27 protein-coding genes are annotated in these 21,985 nt (G+C 62.4%); 10 read left to right on the top strand and 17 right to left on the bottom strand.

What is annotated here, in order from left to right; translation table 11 throughout:
- Nucleotides 1–109 precede the first annotated feature (109 nt).
- On the top strand, nt 110–2,068 hold the full coding sequence (locus INHI_RS0119920) for a lytic transglycosylase domain-containing protein (RefSeq protein ID WP_027248698.1): 1,959 nt from the start codon (nt 110–112) through the stop codon (nt 2,066–2,068).
- On the opposite strand, the gene INHI_RS0119915 is transcribed toward INHI_RS0119920, so the two are convergent.
- Together INHI_RS0119915 and mnmC2 are read right to left on the bottom strand one after the other, a co-directional pair.
- On the bottom strand, nt 2,042–2,959 hold the full coding sequence (locus INHI_RS0119915) for a DMT family transporter (RefSeq protein WP_014881064.1): 918 nt from the start codon (nt 2,957–2,959) through the stop codon (nt 2,042–2,044). The genes INHI_RS0119920 and INHI_RS0119915 overlap by 27 nt on opposite strands.
- The gene (gene mnmC2 / locus INHI_RS0119910) at nt 2,956–3,654 is read right to left on the bottom strand and encodes a tRNA (5-methylaminomethyl-2-thiouridine)(34)-methyltransferase MnmC2 (RefSeq protein WP_027248696.1); all 699 of its coding nucleotides are present in this window, start codon (nt 3,652–3,654) and stop codon (nt 2,956–2,958) included. Before mnmC2 ends, INHI_RS0119915 begins: the two co-directional genes overlap by 4 nt.
- A 58-nt stretch (nt 3,655–3,712) precedes the next feature.
- Between mnmC2 and INHI_RS0119905 the strand changes: the two genes are divergently transcribed.
- Both INHI_RS0119905 and INHI_RS0119900 read left to right on the top strand, forming a co-directional pair.
- A complete protein-coding gene (locus INHI_RS0119905; RefSeq protein ID WP_027248695.1) occupies nt 3,713–4,777 on the top strand; it encodes an NAD(P)/FAD-dependent oxidoreductase in 1,065 nt (354 codons plus the stop codon).
- 23 nt (nt 4,778–4,800) lie between these two features.
- Entirely contained in the window at nt 4,801–5,217 is a 417-nt protein-coding gene (locus tag INHI_RS0119900) for a VOC family protein (RefSeq protein ID WP_027248694.1), read from the top strand.
- Between the two features lie 77 nt (nt 5,218–5,294).
- On the opposite strand, the gene INHI_RS0119895 is transcribed toward INHI_RS0119900, so the two are convergent.
- The 3 genes from INHI_RS0119895 to INHI_RS0119885 all read right to left on the bottom strand — a co-directional run bounded on the left by INHI_RS0119895 (nt 5,295) and on the right by INHI_RS0119885 (nt 7,538).
- Nucleotides 5,295–5,837, bottom strand: a complete 543-nt coding sequence (locus INHI_RS0119895) for an NADPH-dependent FMN reductase (protein WP_027248693.1) — start codon at nt 5,835–5,837, stop codon at nt 5,295–5,297.
- Nucleotides 5,838–6,047: 210 nt separating this feature from the next.
- Entirely contained in the window at nt 6,048–6,707 is a 660-nt protein-coding gene (locus INHI_RS0119890; protein ID WP_014875783.1) for a YiaD family glycine zipper/OmpA-like lipoprotein, read from the bottom strand.
- Between the two features lie 123 nt (nt 6,708–6,830).
- Nucleotides 6,831–7,538 carry a helix-turn-helix transcriptional regulator gene (locus INHI_RS0119885; RefSeq protein WP_027248692.1) on the bottom strand — a complete coding sequence of 236 codons (708 nt, stop codon included), beginning with the start codon at nt 7,536–7,538 and terminating at the stop codon, nt 6,831–6,833.
- 103 nt (nt 7,539–7,641) lie between these two features.
- Here INHI_RS0119885 and INHI_RS0119880 point away from each other — a divergent pair, with 103 nt between their 5' ends.
- Nucleotides 7,642–7,920, top strand: coding sequence for a hypothetical protein (locus INHI_RS0119880; RefSeq protein ID WP_027248691.1), 279 nt, complete (start codon nt 7,642–7,644; stop codon nt 7,918–7,920).
- Here INHI_RS0119880 and INHI_RS0119875 read toward each other — a convergent pair.
- On the bottom strand, nt 7,875–8,732 hold the full coding sequence (locus tag INHI_RS0119875) for a methylated-DNA--[protein]-cysteine S-methyltransferase (RefSeq protein WP_014881070.1): 858 nt from the start codon (nt 8,730–8,732) through the stop codon (nt 7,875–7,877). The genes INHI_RS0119880 and INHI_RS0119875 overlap by 46 nt on opposite strands.
- A gap of 176 nt (nt 8,733–8,908) precedes the next feature.
- On the opposite strand from INHI_RS0119875, the gene nth reads away from it, so the two are divergent.
- Together nth and INHI_RS0119865 are read left to right on the top strand one after the other, a co-directional pair.
- On the top strand, nt 8,909–9,553 hold the full coding sequence (nth, locus tag INHI_RS0119870) for an endonuclease III (RefSeq protein ID WP_027248690.1): 645 nt from the start codon (nt 8,909–8,911) through the stop codon (nt 9,551–9,553).
- On the top strand, nt 9,550–10,539 hold the full coding sequence (locus INHI_RS0119865; protein ID WP_027248689.1) for an adenosine kinase: 990 nt from the start codon (nt 9,550–9,552) through the stop codon (nt 10,537–10,539). The genes nth and INHI_RS0119865 overlap by 4 nt, the downstream gene beginning before the upstream one ends.
- A gap of 101 nt (nt 10,540–10,640) precedes the next feature.
- On the opposite strand, the gene INHI_RS0119860 is transcribed toward INHI_RS0119865, so the two are convergent.
- On the bottom strand, nt 10,641–11,129 hold the full coding sequence (locus INHI_RS0119860; protein WP_027248688.1) for a MarR family winged helix-turn-helix transcriptional regulator: 489 nt from the start codon (nt 11,127–11,129) through the stop codon (nt 10,641–10,643).
- A gap of 83 nt (nt 11,130–11,212) precedes the next feature.
- Between INHI_RS0119860 and INHI_RS0119855 the strand changes: the two genes are divergently transcribed.
- Nucleotides 11,213–12,082 carry an EamA family transporter gene (locus tag INHI_RS0119855; RefSeq protein WP_027248687.1) on the top strand — a complete coding sequence of 290 codons (870 nt, stop codon included), beginning with the start codon at nt 11,213–11,215 and terminating at the stop codon, nt 12,080–12,082.
- A gap of 21 nt (nt 12,083–12,103) precedes the next feature.
- On the opposite strand, the gene INHI_RS0119850 is transcribed toward INHI_RS0119855, so the two are convergent.
- A complete protein-coding gene (locus INHI_RS0119850) occupies nt 12,104–12,619 on the bottom strand; it encodes a hypothetical protein (RefSeq protein WP_027248686.1) in 516 nt (171 codons plus the stop codon).
- A 39-nt stretch (nt 12,620–12,658) separates the two neighbouring features.
- The gene (locus INHI_RS0119845) at nt 12,659–13,141 is read right to left on the bottom strand and encodes an RNA pyrophosphohydrolase (protein ID WP_027248685.1); all 483 of its coding nucleotides are present in this window, start codon (nt 13,139–13,141) and stop codon (nt 12,659–12,661) included.
- A 156-nt stretch (nt 13,142–13,297) separates the two neighbouring features.
- On the opposite strand from INHI_RS0119845, the gene INHI_RS0119840 reads away from it, so the two are divergent.
- Both INHI_RS0119840 and INHI_RS0119835 read left to right on the top strand, forming a co-directional pair.
- Entirely contained in the window at nt 13,298–15,325 is a 2,028-nt protein-coding gene (locus tag INHI_RS0119840; protein ID WP_027248684.1) for an NADPH-dependent 2,4-dienoyl-CoA reductase, read from the top strand.
- A 160-nt stretch (nt 15,326–15,485) separates the two neighbouring features.
- Nucleotides 15,486–16,037 carry a type 1 glutamine amidotransferase domain-containing protein gene (locus tag INHI_RS0119835; protein WP_027248683.1) on the top strand — a complete coding sequence of 184 codons (552 nt, stop codon included), beginning with the start codon at nt 15,486–15,488 and terminating at the stop codon, nt 16,035–16,037.
- A 70-nt stretch (nt 16,038–16,107) separates the two neighbouring features.
- On the opposite strand, the gene INHI_RS0119830 is transcribed toward INHI_RS0119835, so the two are convergent.
- The 4 genes from INHI_RS0119830 to INHI_RS0119815 form a co-directional block, all read right to left on the bottom strand.
- Nucleotides 16,108–16,455, bottom strand: coding sequence for a hypothetical protein (locus INHI_RS0119830; RefSeq protein ID WP_027248682.1), 348 nt, complete (start codon nt 16,453–16,455; stop codon nt 16,108–16,110).
- A 47-nt stretch (nt 16,456–16,502) separates the two neighbouring features.
- Nucleotides 16,503–16,859 (bottom strand): antibiotic biosynthesis monooxygenase family protein, encoded by a 357-nt coding sequence (locus INHI_RS0119825; protein WP_027248681.1) that lies wholly within the window; start codon nt 16,857–16,859, stop codon nt 16,503–16,505.
- Nucleotides 16,856–17,179, bottom strand: coding sequence for an NIPSNAP family protein (locus INHI_RS0119820; protein ID WP_027248680.1), 324 nt, complete (start codon nt 17,177–17,179; stop codon nt 16,856–16,858). The genes INHI_RS0119825 and INHI_RS0119820 overlap by 4 nt, the downstream gene beginning before the upstream one ends.
- A gap of 98 nt (nt 17,180–17,277) precedes the next feature.
- Entirely contained in the window at nt 17,278–17,721 is a 444-nt protein-coding gene (locus INHI_RS0119815) for a DUF4399 domain-containing protein (protein WP_027248679.1), read from the bottom strand.
- A 222-nt stretch (nt 17,722–17,943) separates the two neighbouring features.
- On the opposite strand from INHI_RS0119815, the gene INHI_RS0119810 reads away from it, so the two are divergent.
- A complete protein-coding gene (locus tag INHI_RS0119810; RefSeq protein WP_014875799.1) occupies nt 17,944–18,849 on the top strand; it encodes a LysR family transcriptional regulator in 906 nt (301 codons plus the stop codon).
- A gap of 87 nt (nt 18,850–18,936) precedes the next feature.
- On the opposite strand, the gene INHI_RS0119805 is transcribed toward INHI_RS0119810, so the two are convergent.
- The 4 genes from INHI_RS0119805 to INHI_RS0119790 are packed head-to-tail and all read right to left on the bottom strand — an operon-like array spanning nt 18,937 to nt 21,955.
- Nucleotides 18,937–19,917 (bottom strand): OmpA family protein, encoded by a 981-nt coding sequence (locus tag INHI_RS0119805; RefSeq protein WP_027248678.1) that lies wholly within the window; start codon nt 19,915–19,917, stop codon nt 18,937–18,939.
- The gene (locus INHI_RS0119800) at nt 19,914–20,489 is read right to left on the bottom strand and encodes a peroxidase-related enzyme (protein ID WP_027248677.1); all 576 of its coding nucleotides are present in this window, start codon (nt 20,487–20,489) and stop codon (nt 19,914–19,916) included. Before INHI_RS0119800 ends, INHI_RS0119805 begins: the two co-directional genes overlap by 4 nt.
- A 3-nt stretch (nt 20,490–20,492) precedes the next feature.
- Nucleotides 20,493–21,236 (bottom strand): GNAT family N-acetyltransferase, encoded by a 744-nt coding sequence (locus tag INHI_RS0119795; RefSeq protein WP_027248676.1) that lies wholly within the window; start codon nt 21,234–21,236, stop codon nt 20,493–20,495.
- Entirely contained in the window at nt 21,233–21,955 is a 723-nt protein-coding gene (locus INHI_RS0119790) for a competence/damage-inducible protein A (RefSeq protein ID WP_027248675.1), read from the bottom strand. The genes INHI_RS0119795 and INHI_RS0119790 overlap by 4 nt, the downstream gene beginning before the upstream one ends.
- Nucleotides 21,956–21,985: the final 30 nt, after the last annotated feature.

The raw sequence follows: 21,985 nt of genomic DNA, 5'->3' as shown, positions 1-21,985 counted from the left end.
AGAATTGCACCGGCTTGGGTGATGGACATGCCGGGGATTTGAGTTGATACCGGCAGGTCACGGATTATCGTCATTGGCTCTATCCCCGGAACGTTGGAAAATGCAAGAGATGACACGCATTCTGGCCCTTATTGCCCTCATTTCCGCCACTCTGAGCGGCACCGCTGCCATGGCCGTGGACCTAAGCCGCGCGCTGGAGCTGATGCGCTCGGAAAAATGGAGCGAGGCAGGTCGCAGCGCAGGCCACGAAGCCACCGTCGCCCGCGATGTCATTGAATGGCACCGCCTGCGCGCCGGGATGGGGTCGGCCTCCGATGTGATGGCGTTTCTGGCGCGGCGGTCGGACTGGCCGGGGCTGGCGCTGCTGCGGCGCAAGAATGAGCCGGAGATTGCCAGCGCAGGTCGCAAGACCATCCTTGCCTTTTACAGCGACACCCGGCCACAGACCGCCGAAGGCGCGCTGAGTTATGGCCGCGCGCTGATCGCAGCCGGGCAAAAAGGCGAAGGCGAGGCAGAGCTGGTTCTGGCCTGGCGCACCATGCCCATGGGATCGGTCATTCAGGACGATTACCTGAAACATCACGCCAAACTTCTGGCGTCCCATCACGCAGCCCGGCTGGACCGGCTGCTGTGGGACGGTCACAAGGTCAGCGCGCGGCGGATGTTGCCGTTGGTTAAGGACGGGCCGCGCAAGCTGGCAGAGGCGCGTCTGGCCCTGCAAGAGGTCGAACCGGGTGTGGATGGCAAGATCGCCGCCGTACCCGACGCGCTGAAGAATAACGCGGGCCTTGCCTATGATCGCTTTGCCTGGCGCGACCGCAAGCGGCGCCAAGAGGATGCCATCACCCTGATGATGGACCGCAGCACCACCGCCGAAAAACTGGGCGAGCCGGCCAAATGGCTGCGCCGTCGCCGCGATCTGGCGCGGCAGGACATGCGTGACGGCAATCACGAACGCGCCTATCAGCTGGCCGCACATCACTTCGCGCCCGAGGATGCGGGCTATGGCTACTCCGATTGCGAATGGCTGGCAGGTTATATCGCCTTGCGCAAACTGAACGACCCGGAACTGGCCGCCTACCACTTTGAACGGTTCCTCGCCTCTGTCGAAAGCCCGATTTCGGTGGGTCGTGGCGGCTATTGGCTGGGACAGGCCTATGGTGCCCATGGCGACATTGAGAAAGCCCATGCCGCCTATGCCAAGGCGGCGGATTATCAGACGTCTTTCTACGGGTTGTTGGCGGCAGAGGTTCTGGGCCGTCCCTTTGATCCCGATCTGATCACTCCGCCGCAGCTGCCCGACTGGCGCGCGGCCAGCTTCCTGAACTCCACCGTGGCAGAGGCCGGGCTGTTGCTGTTGCAGACTGGCGATCTGCCCCTGGCCGAGCGCTTCCTCACCCATCTGGTTGAGGGGCTAAACCCGATTGAGGCACGCCAGCTGGGCGAAATGGCTGTCAGCATGAACGAACCACATCTGGCAGTGATGATCGCCAAACGCGCCGCGCAGACCGGCGAAGAGCTGGAAGCGGCCTATTTCCCGCTGCATCCCGTCGCGCAGAAGGACCTGCCCATGGCCAAGGAAATGACCCTTGCCATTGCTCGCCGCGAAAGTGAATTTGACCCCATCGTGATCAGCCATGCGGGCGCGCGGGGGCTGATGCAGGTGATGCCCGCCACCGCAAAACTGGTGGCCTCGAACATGGGTATTCAGGCCAATCACACAACCGGTCGGTTGATTTCCGACTGGTCCTATAATGCGCTTCTGGGCAGCAATTACCTTGCGGATCTGGCGGGTGATTTTAACGGCAATGTGGTGATGATGGCGGCGGGTTATAACGCAGGCCCGCATCGCCCCAAGGCCTGGATGGAGCGTTATGGCGATCCGCGTGGCGGCACGCCGGGGATTGTCGACTGGATCGAACACATCCCCTTTAATGAGACGCGCAACTACGTGATGCGCGTCACCGAGAGCCTGCCAGTCTATCGCGCGCGCCTTGGCAAGACACCGCTGCCGGTGCCTTTCTCCAAAGAACTGGCCGGATCAACCCTTAACGCGTTCGCGCCATAGGGTGAACAGGCCGGCCGCCACGATGATGGACGCACCGATGGCGACATTGGTGCGGATCACCTCGCCGAAAACAATCACCCCAAGCGCCGCCGCCCAGATCAGGTGGAAATAGGCAAAGGGCTGCACCGCGCTGGCCTCGGCCATCTCATAGCATTTGATCAGCAGCCAATGCCCGGTCACACCCGTCAGACACAGGATGCCCATCCACATCCAATCGCCCTGACTCATCGGCTCCCAGTACCAGATGCCGACAAGGGTCATCGCCACCATGCCCGCAACCCCGGTCCAGAAGAAACTGGTCGCCGTGCTGTCGCGCCGCGCGGCATAGCGGGTGATCAGACCATAAAGCGCAAACATCAACGCCGAGACAAATGGGATGATCGCCAGCGGGTCAAAAATACCGATGCCGGGTTGCAGGATGATCAGCACGCCAATCAGTCCGACCGAAATCGCTGCCCACCGCCGCCAGCCCACCTGCTCCCCCAGCACCGGCCCGCTCAGGGCCGCCACCAACAGTGGATAGCAGATAAACACCGCCACGCTTTCGACCAGTCCCAGCACGGTAAAAGCATAGACCGCAACGCAAATCTCCGCGACCAGCAGCACGCCGCGAAAGATCTGCAACCCCAGCTGATCGGTGCGGGCCGTGGCGCGAATACCCCCCGGTGCGCGCGCCGCAAGCGCGATCACAAACAGCGCAAAGAACCAATAACGCACCATGATCACCATAAAGGTGTTATACTCCCCTGCCAGATGCCGAGAGATCCCGTCCTGCATCGCAAAGACAACGGTGGCCGCGATCATCAACAGAACGCCCGCCGAGACGTTGTTCTTTTGGGTCAACTGCGGAGGACGCGGCTCAAGTATTCTGGCGTCGGGGCGCATGGTCATCGCAATCGTGCCTTTGTCATATGCCGCTTGCGCCCGAAACCGGGTGTGCGGGAAACCTCAAATCCGGCAGTCTCCAACCCACGGCGGACAAATCCCGCTGCGGTGTAGGTTGCCGCCGTACCGCCAGCGCGGGTGTGCCCCGCGACAGCGGCGAGCAGATCATCCTGCCACAGCTCCGGGTTTTTGGCCGGTGAAAACCCGTCCAGAAACCATGCGTCTGCCGCCCCTGTCCAGTCTGGCAGCGACATGCGGGCGTCGCCGGTGATGACATTGACGCGCAAATTGCCCAGATCGCACAGACCTGCACCACGCCAGACCGCCAGAAACCGCGCGGCCCAAGGCGCCACCTCGGGAAAGGCTTCCAGCGCGCGGGCCATATCATCCGTCGCCATCGGGAAGGCTTCAAAACTGGTGAAATGCAGCACCGCTGCGGTGTCATAGTCCGCCTGCGCCGCCTCCCACGCGCGCCAGGCGGCGAACAGGTTCAGACCGGTGCCAAACCCCAACTCGGCAACGTGGAAATCGGTCCCCGCCTCTGCGGCGCTGGCAAACCGCGTGGCCAGATCATTGCCTGCCAGAAACACATGCTCCGTCTCGGCCAGCCCATCGTGGATGGAGAAATAGGGATCGTCGAACTGATCGGATACCGGAATGCTGCCATCCCGCCAGCTGAGCCGCGCCTGCTGGTCTGCCATGCTATTATCCCCTAAATGATGCGGTGGAACGGCGCGACACTGGCGAAAGGGTGCGAAAATGGCAATGGCAGATATCACCGTCCGGGGCGCCGGGATCTTTGGGCTTTCGATTGCCTGGACCTGCGCCCGGCGCGGCGCATCGGTGCAGGTGATCGACCCCTTTGGTGCGGGCTCCGGCTCCAGCGGCGGGCTGATCGGTGCGCTGGCGCCGCATGTGCCGGAAAACTGGAACGCCAAGAAACAGTACCAGCTGGAAAGCCTGCTGATGGCCGAAGCTTTCTGGGCCGAGGTTGAGGCAACGGGCGGGGTTTCCCCCGGCTATGGCCGCACCGGACGGCTGCAACCGATCAATGATCAGCGCACATTGGATCTGGCGCATCAACGCGCAATAAGCGCCCGGAACCTGTGGCAGGGGAAGGCGGATTGGTCCGTCATCGCCGCTGCCGACGCGGGGCCATGGGTGCCGCCCAGCGCCACCGATTTTGTCATCCACGACACGCTGAGCGCGCGAATGCACCCCCGCCGCGCCTGTGCCGCGCTGGTGGCTGGGTTGTCCGTCATGGGTGTTGAGGTGCAGGCAGAGGGCGCCGATCAGGGGCTCGTGGTACATGCCAAGGGCTATGCCGGGCTGCTGGAGCTGAACGACAGGCTGGCAGGTCCCGGCGGCGTGGCCGAGGGCAAGACGCTGGGCAATGGGGTCAAGGGACAGGCGGCGCTGCTGCGCTTTGCCGAGGGGGATGTGCCGCAGCTTTATGCCGATGGGTTGCATATTATCCCGCATGCCGATGGCACCCTCGCGATTGGCTCCACCAGCGAACGTGAGTTTGAGGATCCCAGCAGCACCGATGCGCAGCTGGACGATGTGATCGACCGCGCGCGGGCTGCTTTGCCGATCCTGCACGGGGCCGAGGTGATCGAACGCTGGGCCGGTGTCCGCCCCCGTGCCCGCTCACGCGCGCCGATGCTGGGGGCCTGGCCTGATCGCGCGGACCATTTCATCGCCAACGGGGGCTTCAAGATCGGCTTTGGCATGGCGCCCAAGATGGCCGAGACCATGGCCAATCTTCTGCTGGACGGGCAGGATAATATCCCCGATGGTTTCCGGGTCGAAGATAACTTCTGAATGCCAGGCCAAGGGGCAGAGAGATGATCGCCTATATCACCATCGGTACCAATGACATGACCCGCGCACGGGCGTTCTACACCGCGTTCCTGCCGGCACTTGGCTATGAGTTCAGCGAAGGGTCCGACGGCCTCAGCTTTGCCCTGCCGGTGCCGGAGGGAGAAGTGCCGACCGCGCCAGATGTCTATGTCAAACACCCGTTTAACGGTGCGCCTGCCGCGGCGGGCAATGGGATGATGGTGGCGTTTGAGGCCGACACTCAGGCTCAGGTGCGGGCCCTACATGCAGCCGCAGTGGCGGCAGGCGGAACAGACGATGGCGCGCCGGGGTTTCGCGCGGCCTATAGTGCAGGGTTCTACGTCGGTTATCTGCGTGACCCGCAGGGCAATAAGATTGCGCTGTTTTCCAGCAACCCGGATGAGCCGGGCCGTGACGGGTAGCCATTGCCCGCCCTAGCCCATAAGGCAACAGGCCCGGAGTGATCGCACACACAGGGCCTGTTGGGGCTTCATCTGACTTAGCGCGCGATTTCAGCCCGCAACCCTGTCATCAGCGCCTCAAGCGTTTCGGTATAGAGTTCACTCAGCAGGCGGCCACCTTCGTCGAACTCCGAATGCGATGCCGCCAGATGCACCTGCGGCGCGGTCAGGACGCGGGGCTGGAATGGCACCAAGAATGTGCGCAGCAGCATTTGGGATTTCTCGCCGCCGGCGCGGCCCGCAGCGGCGGACATGATGGCGACGGGTTTGTCCTGCCAGGGCTTGTTGCTGGTGCGGCTGACCCAGTCGAGGGCATTTTTCAACACACCTGACGGCGCGCCGTTGTACTCCGGAGTCGAAATAATCACCGCATCTGCGGCCCCGATCTGATCCGCAAGCCGCTGAACCGCTTCGGGAATACCGTTCGCCTGCTCATCATCACCATCATAGAGCGGCAGATTGAGATCGGCCTCTGTCACCTCAGCGGGACCAAACAGGCGCGCGGCCTCGGCCAGCAGTTTGCGATTGGTGGCCCCTGCGCGCAGCGAGCCGGAAATGGTGAGGAGTTTGGGATCGGACATGGAAGGATGCCTCTTTCGGTTGGGAATGTCTGTCTGGCTCCAACCTATTCCGCTTGGGTCACAAGAAAAGCCCAAAGCCTGCGCACTGACTGTGCAAAAGCTCACAATACGCACAACGTAACGTTAGTTTTGCACATTTTCGCACAAAAAAGGACCGCACCCTGCGGCGCGGCCCTGTTGTCTATCAGACCTTAACAGTGAGGCCGGAAATCAGGCGCCCTGCGGGATCACCACGATTTCGACACGACGGTTGCGCGCCTTGCCTTCAGCGGTGAGGTTCGACGCCACCGGCTGGCTCTCACCGCGGCCGATGATCTGCACGCGGTTGTAGGGCACACCGCCGGCCTGGATCTGATCGGCGACCGCATTGGCGCGGCGCTCGGACAGGCCTTGGTTATAGCCCGCGTCGCCATCACTGTCGGTGTGACCGATCACCTGCACCTGGCTATTGGGGTAGCGCACCAGGCTGCTGGCCACTTTGTTCAGATCAGACCGTACAGCGGGCGAGACCGCCGCGCTGTCGGTGGCAAATGTCAGGTCATTCGGCAGGGACACGATCAGACGGTCGCCAGTGTTGACGATGGAGATGCCGTCGTTGGAGATCGACTGGCGCAGCTCGCGCTCTTGTGCGTCCAGCTGGTTGCCGATCACGCTGCCAGCAGCAGCACCGACCAGCGCGCCGGTGACAGCACCCAGACCACGGTCGGAATCATTGGCAGCAGCGCCAACACCCGCGCCGATCAGGCCGCCAATCAGCGCACCGTTCTGGGTTTTGCTGCCGGGGGTCCCGATGGTTGCGGGATCGGTACAGGCGGTCAGGCCAAGGCCAGCGGCCACGATGGCGGCGGTGGTAAGTTTCATCTGAATCATCAAAATCTGCCTTTTGCTTGCTCAATCCGGGCGGGGCCCGTGCTGCGGAGAATATCGTGCTGCGGCGCGTTCATCACAAGGTAACGTCTTTTCTGCTCGGCGAAAACCTGCCAAATCTCTGCTTTAAGCTGAGGCGACACCCTCTTCATCGCCAAGCACGCCACCTCCCTGATCAATCCACAGCTTGCGCAGCATATCGGCCTCTGGCGCAAAGCTGTCGTCCAGCAGATCAGCACAAAGCATTCGGTCGGTGCGAAAGTGACGAAACCCGCCCCGCAATTCGCACCAGGCCGCCAGCAGCGTGGTTTCGACATTGTAGATCAGCGCCAGCGGGCGCAGGATTCGTCGGGTTTCGCCACTGTCAGGGCCAAGATAGGTCAGATGCAGTTTGCGGCTTTCGCGCACCGCCTGACGCAGCAGCCCCTTGGAGACACAGCCCTGTTCGGGATCATCCTGCGGGGCCCCACCCCAGGGGGCCACCTGCAGCCGATCCCCGGGGGAGCGGCATTCCATCACCTTGCGACAGACCCGTATGGCGGCCTCTTGCAAGGCGCCATCGCCGGTTCGCATCAACAGGGACAGACCGACATAAAGCGCCTCCAACTCCTCCTCATCGAAGTTGAGCGGTGGCAGATCATAGCCTTTGCGCAGCATATATCCGATGCCCGCCTCCCCTTCGATCGGGGTGCGCATGCCCTGAAGTGCAGCGATATCGCGGTAGATCGTACGTTTTGAGACCTGAAGCTTTTCCGCCAGATCCTCGGCCCGGATCGGGGCGGAGGCGGCGCGCAGGATTTGAATGACTTCGAACAGGCGACCGGTGCGTTCCATGGTCTCTCTCCACTGACAGGCTGCTGACATCTTAGCACAGGCCGCTGACAATGCGTGTCAGCAGCGTTGTGGTGTTCTGGCTTCAGACAGAAGGAGAGACACCATGTTGACCTATGACTGGATTGTTCTGATCACACTGGGCAAAGACAAATGGGAGGCACAGCGCCAGTTTCCCAAATCCTATGAATTGGAGCGGGATGCCGCTCAGATCCGGGGTGCGGCTGAGGCAGCGGCAAAGGCCGCAGCGCGGGCCGAGACAGAGCCGACCGCCAAGCGCCCCGGCCTGCTGCGGCGCCTGTTTGCGCGACGCATGGGTCAGGGCGCGGCAGGTGCGGGTCAGGCCGCGCCGTCCTGCTGCCCCTCATCCCGCGCGGCCTCGTAGGCCAGCATCGCGCGTTTGACCGGCAGCCCCCAGTGGTAACCGCCAAGGGCACCGGATTTACGCAGGGCGCGGTGACAGGGGATCAGCCAGCTGACCGGGTTGCGCCCTACCGCCGTGCCGACGGCGCGCACCGCACGGGGCGCGCCGATGGCATGGGCGATCTCGGAATAGGTGGTGACCTGTCCCGAAGGAATGCGCAGCAGCGCCTCCCAGACCTTGATCTGCAAGGGCGCCCCGATCATATGCAGGACGGCCTCGCCCCGCTGATCAAAGATCGCCTCCACCATCGTGCGCAGGGCCATCGGATCCTCGACAAAATCAGCATCGGGCCAGCGGCTGCGCATGTCGGCCATGGTCGGCTCAGCCCCGGTTTCCGCCGCAAAGCCCATGCCACAGATGCCTTTCTCCGTGCCCATCACCAGCACCAGTCCGAAGGGGCTGTCAAACCACCCCCAGAGGATACGCAGACCGGCCCCTTTGCGGGCGTATTCACCGGGGCTCATCGCCTCCCAACGCAGGAACAGATCATGCAGACGGCCGCTGCCCGAAAGACCGACAGCATGGGCGGCCTCCAGCGTGGTGAAATGGTCCTGCAACAGGGTCTTGGCGTGGCCAAGGCGCAGATACTGTTGGTAACGCTTGGGGGAGACGCCGACCCAGGCGGAGAACAGACGCTGAAAATGCGCCGGGCTCATATCCATGGCAGCGGCCAGTTCGGCCAGGGTCAGATCCTCACCGCCATCGTCAATCAGCTCAATCGCGCGGCGCATGACGCCGTAGTGATAGCTCTGCTCGCGTGTTTGGATGTTCATGGGGAGCCCTCCCGACCTGTGTTCCTGCCCCTCATTATAGGGACAAGCCCTGACCGCGCGACCCGGATCTTGCGAGAACAGCGGACTATGGGCCGTGACCACGGGGTAACGCTTCGCTCACCTATTGCGGCTTTTCTGTTTGCGCCGGGGGACCCTGCGCGGCATTAAGGTCCGCGATGGCAAAGCAACTCGATTATCACACCCTGCGTGAGATCTTCACGCGGTTTCAGGCAGCGGATCCAGAACCCAAGGGCGAACTGGATCACGTCAACGTCTATACCCTTGTGGTGGCGGTGGCGCTATCGGCACAGGCTACGGATGCCGGTGTCAACCGGGCCACGCGCGAGCTGTTCAAGATCGCAGATACCCCGCAGAAAATGCTGGATCTAGGCGAAGAAGGTCTGATCGAGCATATCAAGACCATTGGCCTTTACCGGCAGAAGGCCAAGAACGTGATCAAGATGTCGCGGATTCTGGTCGAAGACTATGATGGCATTGTGCCCAATTCCCGCGCGGCGCTGCAATCCCTGCCGGGTGTCGGGCGCAAGACGGCGAATGTGGTGCTGAACATGTGGTGGCGCCAGCCTGCACAGGCGGTGGACACCCATATCTTTCGCGTTGGCAACCGGGCGGGCATTGCGCCGGGCAAGGATGTCGATGCGGTCGAACGTGCCATCGAAGACAATATTCCGGCAGATTTCCAGCTTCATGCCCATCATTGGCTGATCCTGCACGGACGATACCATTGCAAAGCTCGCAAGCCGATGTGCCCTACCTGCATCATCCGCGATCTCTGCCAGTTTGAGGACAAGACTCTATGAAAACCTACCAGCTCGTCGGGATCGGCAATGCCGTTGTGGACGTGATCAGCCAATGCGACGACAGCTTTCTGGAGCATATGGGCATTGAAAAAGGCATCATGCAGCTGATCGAACGTGATCGCGGCGAGGTGCTTTATGCGGCGATGCAGGAACGGGTGCAGACGCCCGGCGGCTCAGTCGCAAATACCATCGCTGGTGCCGGTGCGCTGGGGCTGGAGGCGGCGTTTATCGGCCGGGTGCATGACGACGCACTGGGACGGTTCTATGCACAGGCAATGACCGATGATGGCGTGGATTTTGTGAACCCGCCGGTTGCGGGCGGCGAGCTGCCCACCTCGCGGTCGATGATCTTTGTCTCGGGCGACGGCGAGCGGTCGATGAACACCTATCTGGGCATCTCCTCCGAGCTGTCCTCGTCGGATGTGCCGGACACGGTGGCCGGCAAGGCGCAGCTGATGTTCCTGGAGGGCTATCTGTTCGACAAAGACAAGGGCAAGACCGCCTTTATGGAAGCGGCGCGGGACTGCCGCAACGGCGGCGGCAAATGCGGCATCGCGATTTCCGATCCCTTCTGTGTGGAACGCCACCGGGCCGACTTCCTGTCGCTGATCGAACACGACCTCGATTTCGTGATCGGCAATGAGGCCGAGATCAAATCGCTGTTTGAAACCGACGATCTGGAAGAGGCGCTGGCCAAGACAGCCGCCATCTGCCCGCTGGTGGTCTGCACCCGCTCCGGCGATGGCGTCACCGTGGTTGAGGGCGACACCCGCGTGACTGTACCGGTTGAGCGGGTGGTGCCGGTGGATGCAACCGGGGCAGGCGATCAGTTTGCTGCCGGGTTCCTGTTTGGCATGGCCAAAGGGCTGGATATCGAGACCTGTGCCAAGATCGGCAACGCCTGCGCCGCCGAGGTGATCAGCCACATCGGCCCCCGCCCTAAAGCGGTGATGAGCCAGGTGCTGCGCCGCGAAGGGCTGCTCTGAGCCTGGGCGTCCCCCCTGCAACTGATATGATAAAGCCGCCCCGGAGCCATCGGGGGCGGCTTTTTTCATCGGTGAAAAATTTTGGTTTTCCCGGTTCGGGGTCAGGCGTTTTCGGCGGAGGTCAGCGCCTTTGACAGCAAGTCGGTCAACAGCTTCTGCTCTTCCGTTCCGAGACCATCAAGCAGGCGCGCCTGTGTGGCCACATGGGCCTCGACCACCTCATTGATCAGGCGCAGCCCCTCCGGGGTCAGCTCAATCAGAAAACCGCGACTGTCCTCGGGGTTGACGCTGCGGGCCACCAGCCCTGCATCCACCAGCCGGTCGATACGGTTGGTCATGGTGCCGGAGGCGACCATGGTGGCCTGCAACAGATCACCCGGTGATAGCCGATAGGGCGCACCCGCGCGGCGCAGGGTGGCCAGCACGTCGAACTTAGCCGCGTTCAGATCATAGCGCGCCCAGGTTTTCTGCATTTCCTTCTGATAGGCTTGCGCCAATCGCCCAACCCGCCCGATGACGGCCATCGCCGATACATCAAGGTCGGGGCGTTCCCGCTCCCATTGCTGGGTCACAAAATCCACATGGTCCATGTCGGAAGGTTTTACCGGGTAATATCTTGACGTCAAGAAAAACCATTATATCTTGATATCGAGAAATCCAAAAGGAGTCTGCTATGCAGAGCCGTGATCTGATCCTTACCGCGCTGGCGCCCATGATCTGGGGCAGCAGTTATATTGTCACGACTACCCTGCTGCCCGGGCAGTCGCCGCTGCTGGTGGCCCTACTGCGGGCTTTGCCAGCCGGGTTGCTGTTGATGCTGATGGTGCGGCAACTGCCGCCGCTGAACTGGGTGCCACGGCTTTTGGTGCTCGGGGCGCTAAACTTCTCGATCTTCTGGAGCCTGCTATTTGTCGCCGCCTACCGCCTGCCCGGCGGGGTGGCCGCGACCCTTGGCGCTGTGCAGCCGCTGGTGGTGGTGTTCCTGTCGGCGCTGATGCTGAAGACGCCGGTGCGGACAGCGGCGGTGCTGGCGGCGGGCCTGAGCATTCTGGGCGTGGCGCTGCTGGTGCTGACGCCGAGCGCACAGTTGGACGGGATCGGTGTCTTTGCCGGGCTCGCCGGGGCCATTGCGATGGCGGCTGGCGTGGTGCTGAGTCGCAAGTGGCAGCCGCCTGTGTCGCTGCTGACCTTCACCGCGTGGCAGTTGACGGCGGGCGGGCTGTTGCTGATCCCGGTGACGCTGTGGTCCTTGCCCGCTGTGCCGCAGCTGAGCGGCGAGAACCTGCTTGGGCTGGCCTATATGAGCCTGATCGGTGGCGCTGCGACCTACGTCCTGTGGTTTCGTGGCATTGCCCGGCTGGAACCATCGGTGGTGTCGCTTCTCGGGGTGCTCAGCCCGCTGTCAGCCGTGATCCTGGGCTGGGTGTTTCTGGGCGAAGTCCTGACGGCGAAACAGGCCATTGGCGCAGGCCTTGCGCTGTTCAGCCTGTGGCTGGGGCAAAGCGGTTTGCGCTGGCGCAGGCCGCGGGTGGCGGGAGCCTAGTCGCCCCAAACCTACTGCGGGTTAACGTTCGGACCAAGGGGTGCAGGATGTGCCCGCGTGGCAGGCCAGAACCTCCTCTCGGGCGGCACCATCGGTGCCCCCGAAGCCAAAGCCGCCACAGGGATCCATCCGCAGGACATAGCCATCCGCGCGCTGTTCCAGAAAGGCCAGATAGTCCACGCCATCCGCTGCGCCAGCACACCACGGCCCAAAGCACAGGATCTCCAGCGTGATCGGCAGATCAACCGGTTTCGCAAAGCCCTGCGCCGTCATCAGCTTGCCCTCAATCTGCGCTGGAATCAGACTGCGCGGCGGCGCGTCATTGGGATTGTCCTGCGGGGCCTTGGGCAACGCGCCCTCGTCAAAGCTCAGCACGCCCTCGACCACGACATAGCTCTTGTCGGATTTTGCGGCCTCAAGATAGGCGTCCGACGGCCCCCACGGTAGACAGCTGAGGGCTGTGGCAGGCCCCGCCAAGGTCGCGATGAGCGCGACGGAGATGGCAGCTGGCGCGATGAGACTGCGAAGAGGCGGCATCAGAACATCCTTTGTCAGACGGGAGGTCAGTCCAAATCATCATAGATGGTCCTGAAACTCCTGAATAACCCGTTCGTAAACCTCGCGTTTGAATGGCACGATCTTGCCGACCAGCTGATCCACCGGCTGCCAGCACCAGGCGGAGAATTCCGGGTGGTCGGTGGCGATATTGATCTGATCATCGCGCCCGAGAAAGCGCATCAGATACCATTTCTGTTCCTGTCCGCGATATTTGCCGCCCCAAAACTGCGGCACCACCTCGGCGGGCAGATCATAGGGCAGCCAGCCGTTGCTTTCGGCGATGATCTCAACCAGATCGGCGGTGACACCGGTTTCTTCCTCCAGCTCACGCAGGGCCGCCAGCCTAGGATCTTCGCCTGCGTCAATGCCGCCCTGTGGCATCTGCCAGGCGTCCTTGTGCCGGTCCATGCGCTGGCCGACCCAGACATCCCCTGCCGCATTGATCAGCATCACACCCACATTGGGTCGATAGGGCAAGGCGGCGATTTCTTCGGGCGTCATCAGGCTCTCCTTGGTTGGATGCCCCCTTGTGCACCTGTGCCCCAGCGTCGTGCAAGAGGTTGACGCCGCGTCCAAAGTGACAATCCCTTTCAGGCTGGGCCATTTTCGCGCAAACCAAGACAGAAGACTTACCAGAGAACTACCAGGGAGAGTGTCATGACTGCGTACCCGAAAATGTTGGCGCCGCTGGATCTCGGCTTTACCACGTTGAAAAACCGCGTGCTGATGGGATCCATGCACACCGGGCTTGAGGAAACCAAAGACTGGAACCGGGTGGCCAAATTCTATGCTGACCGGGCGCGGGGTGGCGTGGCGCTGATGGTCACCGGCGGTATTGGTCCGAACCTTGAAGGGTCCGTTCTGCCGGGGGCCGCGATGATGACCACCGATCAGGATGTGGAAAACCACAGCATCGTCACAAACCGCGTGCATGAGGCGGGCGGCAAGATCGCGATGCAGATCCTGCATGCGGGGCGCTATTCCTACGGGCCAAAATGTGTCGCCCCCAGCCCGGTCAAATCACCCATCTCGCCCTTCCCGCCAAATGAGCTGGACGAAGAGGGCATTGAGAAGCAGATCGCGGATATCGTGAATGCCGCCGTGCTGGCGCAGCAGGCCGGCTATGATGGCGTTGAGATCATGGGCAGCGAGGGCTATTTCCTGAACCAGTTCCTGGTCACCCATACCAACAAACGCGAGGACCGCTGGGGTGGCTCCTATGAAAACCGGATGCGCCTGCCGATTGATGTGGTGCGCCGCACCCGCGAGGCGGTGGGAACGAATTTCATCATTATCTACCGCCTGTCGATGATCGACCTTGTGCCCAATGGCTCCACCTATGACGAGGTGGTCGAGCTGGCGCAGGAGATCGAGAAAGCCGGCGCGACCATCCTGAATACCGGGATCGGCTGGCATGAGGCGCGTATTCCGACGATTGCCACATCTGTTCCCCGCGCGGCCTTTGCCTGGGTCACCAAAAAGCTGATGGGCAAGGTCGGCATTCCGGTGATCACCTCAAACCGGATCAACACGCCTGAGGTCGCCGAACAGGTGCTGTCGGACGGCTGCGCCGATATGGTGTCGATGGCGCGACCGATGCTGGCGGATGCGGATTTTGTCGCCAAGGCTGCCGAAGGCAAATCCAACCAGATCGCGCCCTGCATCGCCTGCAATCAGGCCTGTCTGGACCATACCTTTGGTGGCAAGCTGACCTCCTGCCTGGTGAACCCGCGCGCCTGCCATGAGACCGAACTGATGCTGACGCCTGCGGAGAGCGTGAAGACCGTCGCCATTGTCGGTGCGGGCCCGGCAGGCCTGTCCACTGCACTGGCGGCAGCGGAGCGCGGCCATAAGGTGACGCTGTTTGATCGCGCAAGTGAGATTGGCGGCCAGTTGAACATGGCCAAGCAGGTGCCGGGCAAGGAAGAGTTCTGGGGGCTGGTCGATTGGTATCGCACCATGCTGGCCCAGAGCGACGTCACGCTGGAACTGAACCGCGAAGTCTCTGCGGGCGATCTCAAGGACTTTGACGAGGTGGTGATTGCCACCGGTGTGGTGCCGCGCGATCCGCAGATCCCCGGTCAGGACCGTGACAATGTGGTCGATTACATCGATGTGCTGCGCCACAAGGCCGAGGTGGGCAAGCGGGTGGCGGTGATCGGCGCAGGCGGCATCGGCTTTGATGTGTCGGAATTCCTGCTGCACGAAGGTGAAAGCGCCACCGAAAACCTGCCCCTGTGGATGAAGGAATGGGGCGTTGCGGACCCGGCCGAGCATCGCGCCGGTCTGGCCCCCGAAGGCCCGCAACCCGAGGCCCCGGCCCGCGAGGTGACGCTGTTGCAGCGCAAGGCGGAGCGCCACGGCAAGCGGTTGGGCAAGACCACCGGCTGGATCCACCGCGCCACGCTGAAGATGAAGGATGTGAATTTCGTCGGCGGCGTCAACTATGAGAAGATCGACGACGACGGGCTGCATGTCAGCTTTGGCGAGGCGCGTGAGAACCCGACCGTAATTGCGGCGGACACCGTTGTGCTGTGCTCTGGCCAGCTGTCGGAGCGGTCGCTGGTGGATGCGCTGGAGGCACAGGGCACATCCTGCCACGTGATCGGCGGCGCGGATCTGGCCGCAGAACTGGACGCCAAACGGGCCATCAATCAGGGCACACGGCTGGCGGCCAGCCTCTGATCCGGCACCATTTCGCCCCCTTGTAAGTCTTGCGACCCTCGCCGCCTGTGGTGGCGGGGGTCGTTTGCTATTGTGGAACCTCCGGCGCCCGGTGGCGTTTTGTCGGTGAACGGCGCCGCCCCTGCGGCGCGATTACCGACACGACGAACAGGAGAGTTTCATGCCCCGTATCACCGACGCCAAGATCCTGATGATTGCCACCCATGGGTTCGAGCAGTCCGAACTGGAATTCCCGCGCGATCAGCTGCGGGTCAAGGGCGCTGAGGTCTCTGTCGCCAGCCTCGATGGCAAGGCGATCAAGGGTTGGGAAGGCGATGATTGGGGCCGCGAGGCCGAGGCGGATCTGGCGCTGGAGGCGGTCCGTGTCGACGATTACGACGCGCTGGTCCTACCCGGCGGTCAGGTCAACCCGGATCTGCTGCGCATCAATGACGATGTGATCGAGCTGATCAACGCTTTCTACGATCAGGGCAAGGTTGTCGCCGCAATCTGCCATGCGCCTTGGCTTCTGATTGAGGCCGGTCTGGTCAAGGGCCGCACCATGACATCGTTTCAGTCGATCAAGACCGACATGATCAACGCGGGGGCCGATTGGCAGGACGCGGAGGTCGTCGCGGACAACGGGATCGTGACCAGCCGCACCCCCGATGATCTGAAGGCATTTGTCGGCAAGATCGTAGAAGAGATCGAAGAAGGTCGGCACCCGCGCTGAGCCTGCGACCGGTGAATGTGTCTATTTCCACAACGGCCCCGGTTCGCCGCCGGGGTCTTTGCCGTAACGGTCAAGGGCGGCGCAAACCGCCACAGGCGAGGCAGTTCGTGTCGTCCGGCAAGGTGATCCGATCAACAAGCACGGTGATAGCCTGACCGCTGAAGGCGGCGCCCATCTGGCGCACGTCAAGTTCGTGGATCCCTGTTGGCACATCCAAGGTCAGGCGGACATCGCCCATGGGTAGTCCCTCGGGGTCTACAGGATCGCCATCGACATAGAGGTGATATGCGCCCTCTGCGGGCACCCGGAGATCAACGGCGATGGGCGATGCGACGATATCGCCATCTCGGGGCGACAGGATCGCCGCGCCGGGTATTCGCGTCCCTTCCGCCCCAACCAGAGAGGTGAAAAGGGCCATGCCGATCCCAGCACAGCCCCAGAGGCGCAGTCTGCGCGCCTTGTGTTTCACGTGACAACAGGATCGTGGGCCGCGCGGGCATCGGCGGGGGCTTCATCGCGCCGGTCCATGCCGTAGTCGCGCAGCACGCCTGCCACCCGCAGGCGGTAGTCGCTGAACACGCTCTCTCTGCCCTCGGCCTGCCCCGCGCGGTGGGCGCTGAGGCGGCGCCAGTTGGCCACGGCTTCCTCGCTTTCCCAGAAGGACAGCGACAGGAGTTTGCCCGGTGTTGTGAGGCTCTGGAACCGTTCGACGGAGATGAAACCTTCAATCTCCTGCAACAGGGGTTTCAGGTCGGCTGCGATCTCAAGGTAGCGGTCCTTGGCGCCGTCCTTGATTTCGACCTCGAAGATAACGGCAATCATCCTGTGGATCCTTCCGGGTCAGAGACTTTTTTCAGCCAGGTGCGGTCCTCACGCAGGATAAAGCGGCGCTCCTGGGCGAAGGCATAGTTTTCACGCCCCAGCGGGTCGGCTGCGAGGCGCGCGCGGTAGGCTTCGTATTCGGCAAGGTTTGCCACATCATAGATGCCATAGGCCAGCGTTGATGAGCCCTCATGCGGGGCGTAGTAGCCGATGAGATCCGCACCACATCGCGGAATTGCCTGCCCCCAGTTGCGGGCGTAGGTGGCGAAATCCTCACGTTTGGTGGGGTCGATATGGTAGCGGATAACACAGGTGAGCATCAGGGGCGTCCTTTGCTGGAAAATACGCCCCTGATCTAGCAGGCAGGATGCGGGGAATGCTTCGCCCTACGCCGAAGTATCGCCGCCCGTTGCCCCGCCTATTCAACCTTGATGGTGATCACCTCTGAGACGATGGGTGTCGAATGAGGGACGTGGCCGTAATCACCCATCACCAGCTGCAGCGTATGTTCACCCGGTGCCAGATCCAGCGTAGTTTCGGTCTGTCCGCCGCCGAAATGGATGTGGTTTTCATCCGATGGCAGGCCGTAGGACAGCTCATCCGCACCATCCTCGCCCTCGCCAAGTGGCGGGCGGTCGATCAGCAGGTGGTGATGGCCGGTGTTCTCTTTCTCCGTCCCTGCCGGTGCCACGCCCATACCGCGCAGGCCAAAGACCACGGTGACCGGGGATGAAACTGTATCGCCATCCTTGGGCATCACAAAGTAGACCTCCGCCCCCTCCGGTGCGGGGGTTTCACCACCGGCCAAGGCCGCGGAAACCGGTAGGGCACAGGCGACGAGGGCCGCCAGCGTGGTTCTCATCGTGGATCTGATCATCGCATTCATAAGATGTCCTCCCATTGGTGTAAGCCCCTCTCAACATAGTGGCTTCGACCACTAATGCGATATTCGGGCAGAGCTGCAGGTGTTTCCAGCTGGTAAACTATGGGTGAATAACCTCGCAATTATCCCATCCCTGCCCCGTTCTTGCCCGATTTCACCGCGAAAAATAGGGGAACTCGGATGGATAAGGACGCGAACGCCATGGATCGACTGACCGAAATGGAGGCCTTTGCCAATGTGGTGGATCAGGGCGGATTCACCGATGCGGCAAAGAAAATGGGGATATCCAAATCGGCGGTGTCCAAACATGTGTCCAGCCTTGAGGCCCGGCTGGGCGCGCGGCTGCTGAACCGGACCACGCGGCGCGTATCGCCCACAGAAATTGGTCTGGCCTATTATGATCGGGCGCGCCGTGTCCTGAATGATGCCGGTGAAGCGGATGCGCTGGTGACCTCGATGCAATCTGCGCCTTCCGGGCTGTTGCGGATTTCGGTGGCGACGGATTTTGGCGTCAACCACCTGTCGCCGGTGCTGTCGGACTTCCTGCGCGATTTCCCTGACATCACCGTCAATATGGTATTGAACAACCGCTATGTAGAGCTGATCTCTGAAGGGTTCGACATGGCGCTGCGGATTGGTGAGCTGGAAGACAGCTCTCTGCGGGCGCGCAAACTGACCGAAACCACCAAGCGGATGATCGCCTCCCCCGCCTATCTGGAGAAATTCGGCCGTCCGCAGAAAATCGACGATCTTAACATGCACAAGCTGCTGCATTATTCGAACCAGTCAAGCGGCAGCATGTGGAAGATCACCGCGCCGTCGGGCGAAAAGCGGCAGGTGCGGACCTCCGGCTGGCTATCGGTCAATGACGGGCAATCGCTGCTGAATGCCGCCATTTCCGGTCTGGGGATCGCCTATCTGCCAAGCTATCTCTACTCCGATGCCATGGCCGAGGGGCTGGTCGAGGACGTCATGCCCTCGTTGCCGATGGAGACCCAAGGCATCTATGCGGTCTACCCTCCCGGCCGCTTCACCCAGCCCAAGGTGCGGGCCTTTATCGACTTCCTCGCCAATGCCTTTGCCGACAAGGATGGCATCACCTGGTAAGGCGCACCTCTTTGGAATTGGACAGGACCCGGCCGTTGTGCCGGGTTTTCTGTATCTGCCCGAAAGGCCGAGTTGGACCGCACCACATCAGCGTCTGATCAGCACCACTTCTACCCTGCGATTGGCCTCGCGTCCCTCGGGGGTGAGATTCGTGGTCAGCGGCGCCATGAAGCCCGCGCCTGCCACCGCGACCCGTGCACGGTCAACCGCGCTATCGGCCAGCAGGCGGCGGCGCACCGCATCGGCGCGGCGTTCAGAAATCGCGATATTCTGCTCCAGCGACCCCACCGTATCGGTATGCCCGACCAGGAGCACATCAAAATCCGGATTCTGGATCAGAAACTCCGCAAGGGCCGCAAGGCTGTCATAGGGTTTTGCCCCCAGTGTCACGGCGCCGGTTTCAAACTCCAGATCCGCCAATACCGCCCGCCCGTTGCGGCGCAACCCGGTGATCAGCTCTGCCGCGCCAATGAGTGGCAGCGCGACGGTCGGGGCTGCGTCGGTGCCGCCGCTTGCCGGAGTGATGCCATCTGTGATGACCGGCGTGCTGAGACCTTCGGGCGTGACCTCAATCACCTGCACAAAGGTGGCGTTGCCAGAGCGCGAGACCAAGAGTGTGACGATGCGCCCGTCGGGATGCTCAGCCGCAACAAAGCTGTAGTTGCTGACATCCACGGTCATGTCCGGGGCGGGGATCACCTCAATATCGAAGCGAAAATCAAAGCCGCCACAGCTGCGCGCGGGGCATTGATAGAGCAGTTCATACCCCGCCTCGACCAAGTGCGCGCGCAGGGGGGCCAGCACCTGCAGCACCGTGGCATCACCGGAAATCCGCCAGCTGCGGCGCAGGATTTGCCCTTCCACCTGGCGTTCTGGCACACCATCGTCGCTGGCAGGGCCCAGCGGCACCGCGTAGCTGCCAAGGGCGGTAGCGCGCTCGGCCAGCTGGCGGGCGCCGGGGGGCAGTTCGATCCCTTGGGCTGCTACAAACGATGGCAGGGCCGCGCAGAGCAGCCCCGCCACCGCAGGCGTCAGCCGCCGGGCGGCAAAGACAGCGCGACGGATCACCGGTGCTGCGCGTGATAGGCGTCGTTGGGCACCATGCCGGTGGCGCTGGCAACCCGATTGGACATGTTGAAAAACCCGGTGACATTGGCGATGTCCCAGATATCGCGGTCGCTGAACCCGTGGTCGCGCAGGATCTGGCGGTCGGCCTCTTCGATCTCGGCGCTGGCCCTGGTTGCCTTGGCGGCGAAATCCAGCATGGCGCGCTGGCGGGGCTCCAACGGGGCAACGCGGTAGTTCATCACCAGCATCTCGCCCAGCTTGGGATCACCCGACAGTTGACGCACCGCAGCGCCATGGGCTGCGAGGCAGTAGAAACAGCTGTTGATGGAAGACACGACCACCGCGATCATCTCGCGTTCCAGCTTTGACAGGCCGCTGTCCGCCAGCATCAGGTCGTTATACATCCCGGTAAAGGCGTTGAGCTTGTCGATGTCGAACGCATTGGCGCGCAACACGTTGGGCACCATGCCCAGCTTCTCCTGGCAGATGTCGAAATACTTCTGTGTCTCGGGCGGAAGCGGGTCCACCATCGGCAGATCAAGTGCTGTGGGTGCGTCGGTGTCGCGGGTCATTGGTTACACTCCCTTTGGGTTGTGCCGATAGTGGTAACGCCCGGCGCGCAGCATGCCAAGTGAGGCATATAGACCGTTTGCCCCGGCGTTGGCCTCGGTGCAGAGAACCGCCAGTTCGCGCGCACCCTGATCGGCGGCCCATTGCGCAGCGCGGTGCATCATCCAGACGCCCATGCCCTTGCGCCGCTGATGTGACAGAATTTCCAGCGCGTGGACCATGGCGGTGCCACCGTGGATCGCTACAAAGCCGGTGCCGCCCGGCGCATCATCACAGCGGCCCAACAGCGAGGTCTTGGCCCCCTCCACCCGTTGCATGACCGCAAAGCGCTCGGGACCGATGCCGCCTGCGGCCCAGATCTCATGCTGAATGGCCAGAGGCTCCCACACACAGAAGGCGGTAACCGGCGGGATTTCAACATGGCAGAGCGGTTCGACGGGACAGGTCCAGAGCACCACCGGATCCTTGATCACATAGCCCCGCGCGGCGAGCTGCGCATCAAGGGCGTCCTGACCATCGCGGATCATGAACAGAGAATCCTGTCCCATCTCCGACATCGCCTGTTCAGCGCCGGTGATTTCTGCCTCGCTTGCGTGGCCTGTGATGACGGTTGCTGCGGAGACACGGCTGCCACCGCCATCGCCCCGGCGCAGGGTAACCGGGCCAAGCTGCCGCATCTCGGCGGCGGGCCAGGTGTGATCAGTGACGTCGTAATATTTGGGGTCGGTCAAAGAGGGAGCGGTGGTCAAAGATCAAGATCCCGCGCCAGCGCCGTAATCGCCGCATCCACCCGCGCGCCGTCGGCACCGCGCACCACCACATTGGCGCCAAAGGCACCGTTCTGCTGGAACGGGTAACAGCCGATGGAGAGGTCATCATAAGCCTCGGCAATGGCGGTCAGGATGGGCGCGATATCGCCCTCGCCGCGCTGTACCCGCAGGGTCTGCGACAGAAGCGGCGCGCCGCCCGTAAGCGTCGGCAGGACCGAGGCCACCATGGCCTGAAACACGCTGGGCACCCCGGCCATCACATGCACATTGCGCAGGGTGAAACCGGGCGCAGTGGACACCGGGTTTTCGATCAGTGTCGCGCCATCGGGGATCCGAGCCATCCGCAGGCGGGCGGCGTTCAGCTCCTGCCCGGATTTGTCGTAATGGGCCTGCAACAGCGCACGGGCATCATCGCGCACGTCCAGATGCGCACCAAAGGCCTTGCTGATGCAATCGGCGGTGATGTCATCATGGGTGGGGCCGATGCCTCCGCTGGTGAAGACATGGTCATAGCTGTCGGATAGCGCCGTGACAGCCGCGATGATCGCAGCCGCATCATCGCTGATCACCCGAACCTCTTGCAGGTCGATGCCGTGTTTTGTCAGTTCACCGGCGAGGTAATACATATTGGCGTCACGGGTGCGCCCGGACAGAATTTCGTCTCCGATCACCAGCATTGCGGCGGTTGGGTTTGCCATCTGCGCTCCTCCTCTTGATCCAATGATAGC

Source organism: Phaeobacter inhibens DSM 16374 (assembly GCF_000473105.1).
GTDB classification, from domain to species: domain Bacteria; phylum Pseudomonadota; class Alphaproteobacteria; order Rhodobacterales; family Rhodobacteraceae; genus Phaeobacter; species Phaeobacter inhibens.
This window is presented reverse-complemented; position numbering and strand designations above follow the sequence as displayed.

Coding starts and splice junctions, on each gene's coding strand:
- INHI_RS0119920 (WP_027248698.1), top strand. CDS start 110: ATGACACGCATTCTGGCCCTTATTGCCCTCATTTCCGCCACTCTGAGC.
- INHI_RS0119915 (WP_014881064.1), bottom strand. CDS start 2,959: ATGACCATGCGCCCCGACGCCAGAATACTTGAGCCGCGTCCTCCGCAG.
- mnmC2 (WP_027248696.1), bottom strand. CDS start 3,654: ATGGCAGACCAGCAGGCGCGGCTCAGCTGGCGGGATGGCAGCATTCCG.
- INHI_RS0119905 (WP_027248695.1), top strand. CDS start 3,713: ATGGCAATGGCAGATATCACCGTCCGGGGCGCCGGGATCTTTGGGCTT.
- INHI_RS0119900 (WP_027248694.1), top strand. CDS start 4,801: ATGATCGCCTATATCACCATCGGTACCAATGACATGACCCGCGCACGG.
- INHI_RS0119895 (WP_027248693.1), bottom strand. CDS start 5,837: ATGTCCGATCCCAAACTCCTCACCATTTCCGGCTCGCTGCGCGCAGGG.
- INHI_RS0119890 (WP_014875783.1), bottom strand. CDS start 6,707: ATGATTCAGATGAAACTTACCACCGCCGCCATCGTGGCCGCTGGCCTT.
- INHI_RS0119885 (WP_027248692.1), bottom strand. CDS start 7,538: ATGGAACGCACCGGTCGCCTGTTCGAAGTCATTCAAATCCTGCGCGCC.
- INHI_RS0119880 (WP_027248691.1), top strand. CDS start 7,642: ATGTTGACCTATGACTGGATTGTTCTGATCACACTGGGCAAAGACAAA.
- INHI_RS0119875 (WP_014881070.1), bottom strand. CDS start 8,732: ATGAACATCCAAACACGCGAGCAGAGCTATCACTACGGCGTCATGCGC.
- nth (WP_027248690.1), top strand. CDS start 8,909: ATGGCAAAGCAACTCGATTATCACACCCTGCGTGAGATCTTCACGCGG.
- INHI_RS0119865 (WP_027248689.1), top strand. CDS start 9,550: ATGAAAACCTACCAGCTCGTCGGGATCGGCAATGCCGTTGTGGACGTG.
- INHI_RS0119860 (WP_027248688.1), bottom strand. CDS start 11,129: ATGGACCATGTGGATTTTGTGACCCAGCAATGGGAGCGGGAACGCCCC.
- INHI_RS0119855 (WP_027248687.1), top strand. CDS start 11,213: ATGCAGAGCCGTGATCTGATCCTTACCGCGCTGGCGCCCATGATCTGG.
- INHI_RS0119850 (WP_027248686.1), bottom strand. CDS start 12,619: ATGCCGCCTCTTCGCAGTCTCATCGCGCCAGCTGCCATCTCCGTCGCG.
- INHI_RS0119845 (WP_027248685.1), bottom strand. CDS start 13,141: ATGACGCCCGAAGAAATCGCCGCCTTGCCCTATCGACCCAATGTGGGT.
- INHI_RS0119840 (WP_027248684.1), top strand. CDS start 13,298: ATGACTGCGTACCCGAAAATGTTGGCGCCGCTGGATCTCGGCTTTACC.
- INHI_RS0119835 (WP_027248683.1), top strand. CDS start 15,486: ATGCCCCGTATCACCGACGCCAAGATCCTGATGATTGCCACCCATGGG.
- INHI_RS0119830 (WP_027248682.1), bottom strand. CDS start 16,455: ATGGCCCTTTTCACCTCTCTGGTTGGGGCGGAAGGGACGCGAATACCC.
- INHI_RS0119825 (WP_027248681.1), bottom strand. CDS start 16,859: ATGATTGCCGTTATCTTCGAGGTCGAAATCAAGGACGGCGCCAAGGAC.
- INHI_RS0119820 (WP_027248680.1), bottom strand. CDS start 17,179: ATGCTCACCTGTGTTATCCGCTACCATATCGACCCCACCAAACGTGAG.
- INHI_RS0119815 (WP_027248679.1), bottom strand. CDS start 17,721: ATGAGAACCACGCTGGCGGCCCTCGTCGCCTGTGCCCTACCGGTTTCC.
- INHI_RS0119810 (WP_014875799.1), top strand. CDS start 17,944: ATGGATCGACTGACCGAAATGGAGGCCTTTGCCAATGTGGTGGATCAG.
- INHI_RS0119800 (WP_027248677.1), bottom strand. CDS start 20,489: ATGACCCGCGACACCGACGCACCCACAGCACTTGATCTGCCGATGGTG.
- INHI_RS0119790 (WP_027248675.1), bottom strand. CDS start 21,955: ATGGCAAACCCAACCGCCGCAATGCTGGTGATCGGAGACGAAATTCTG.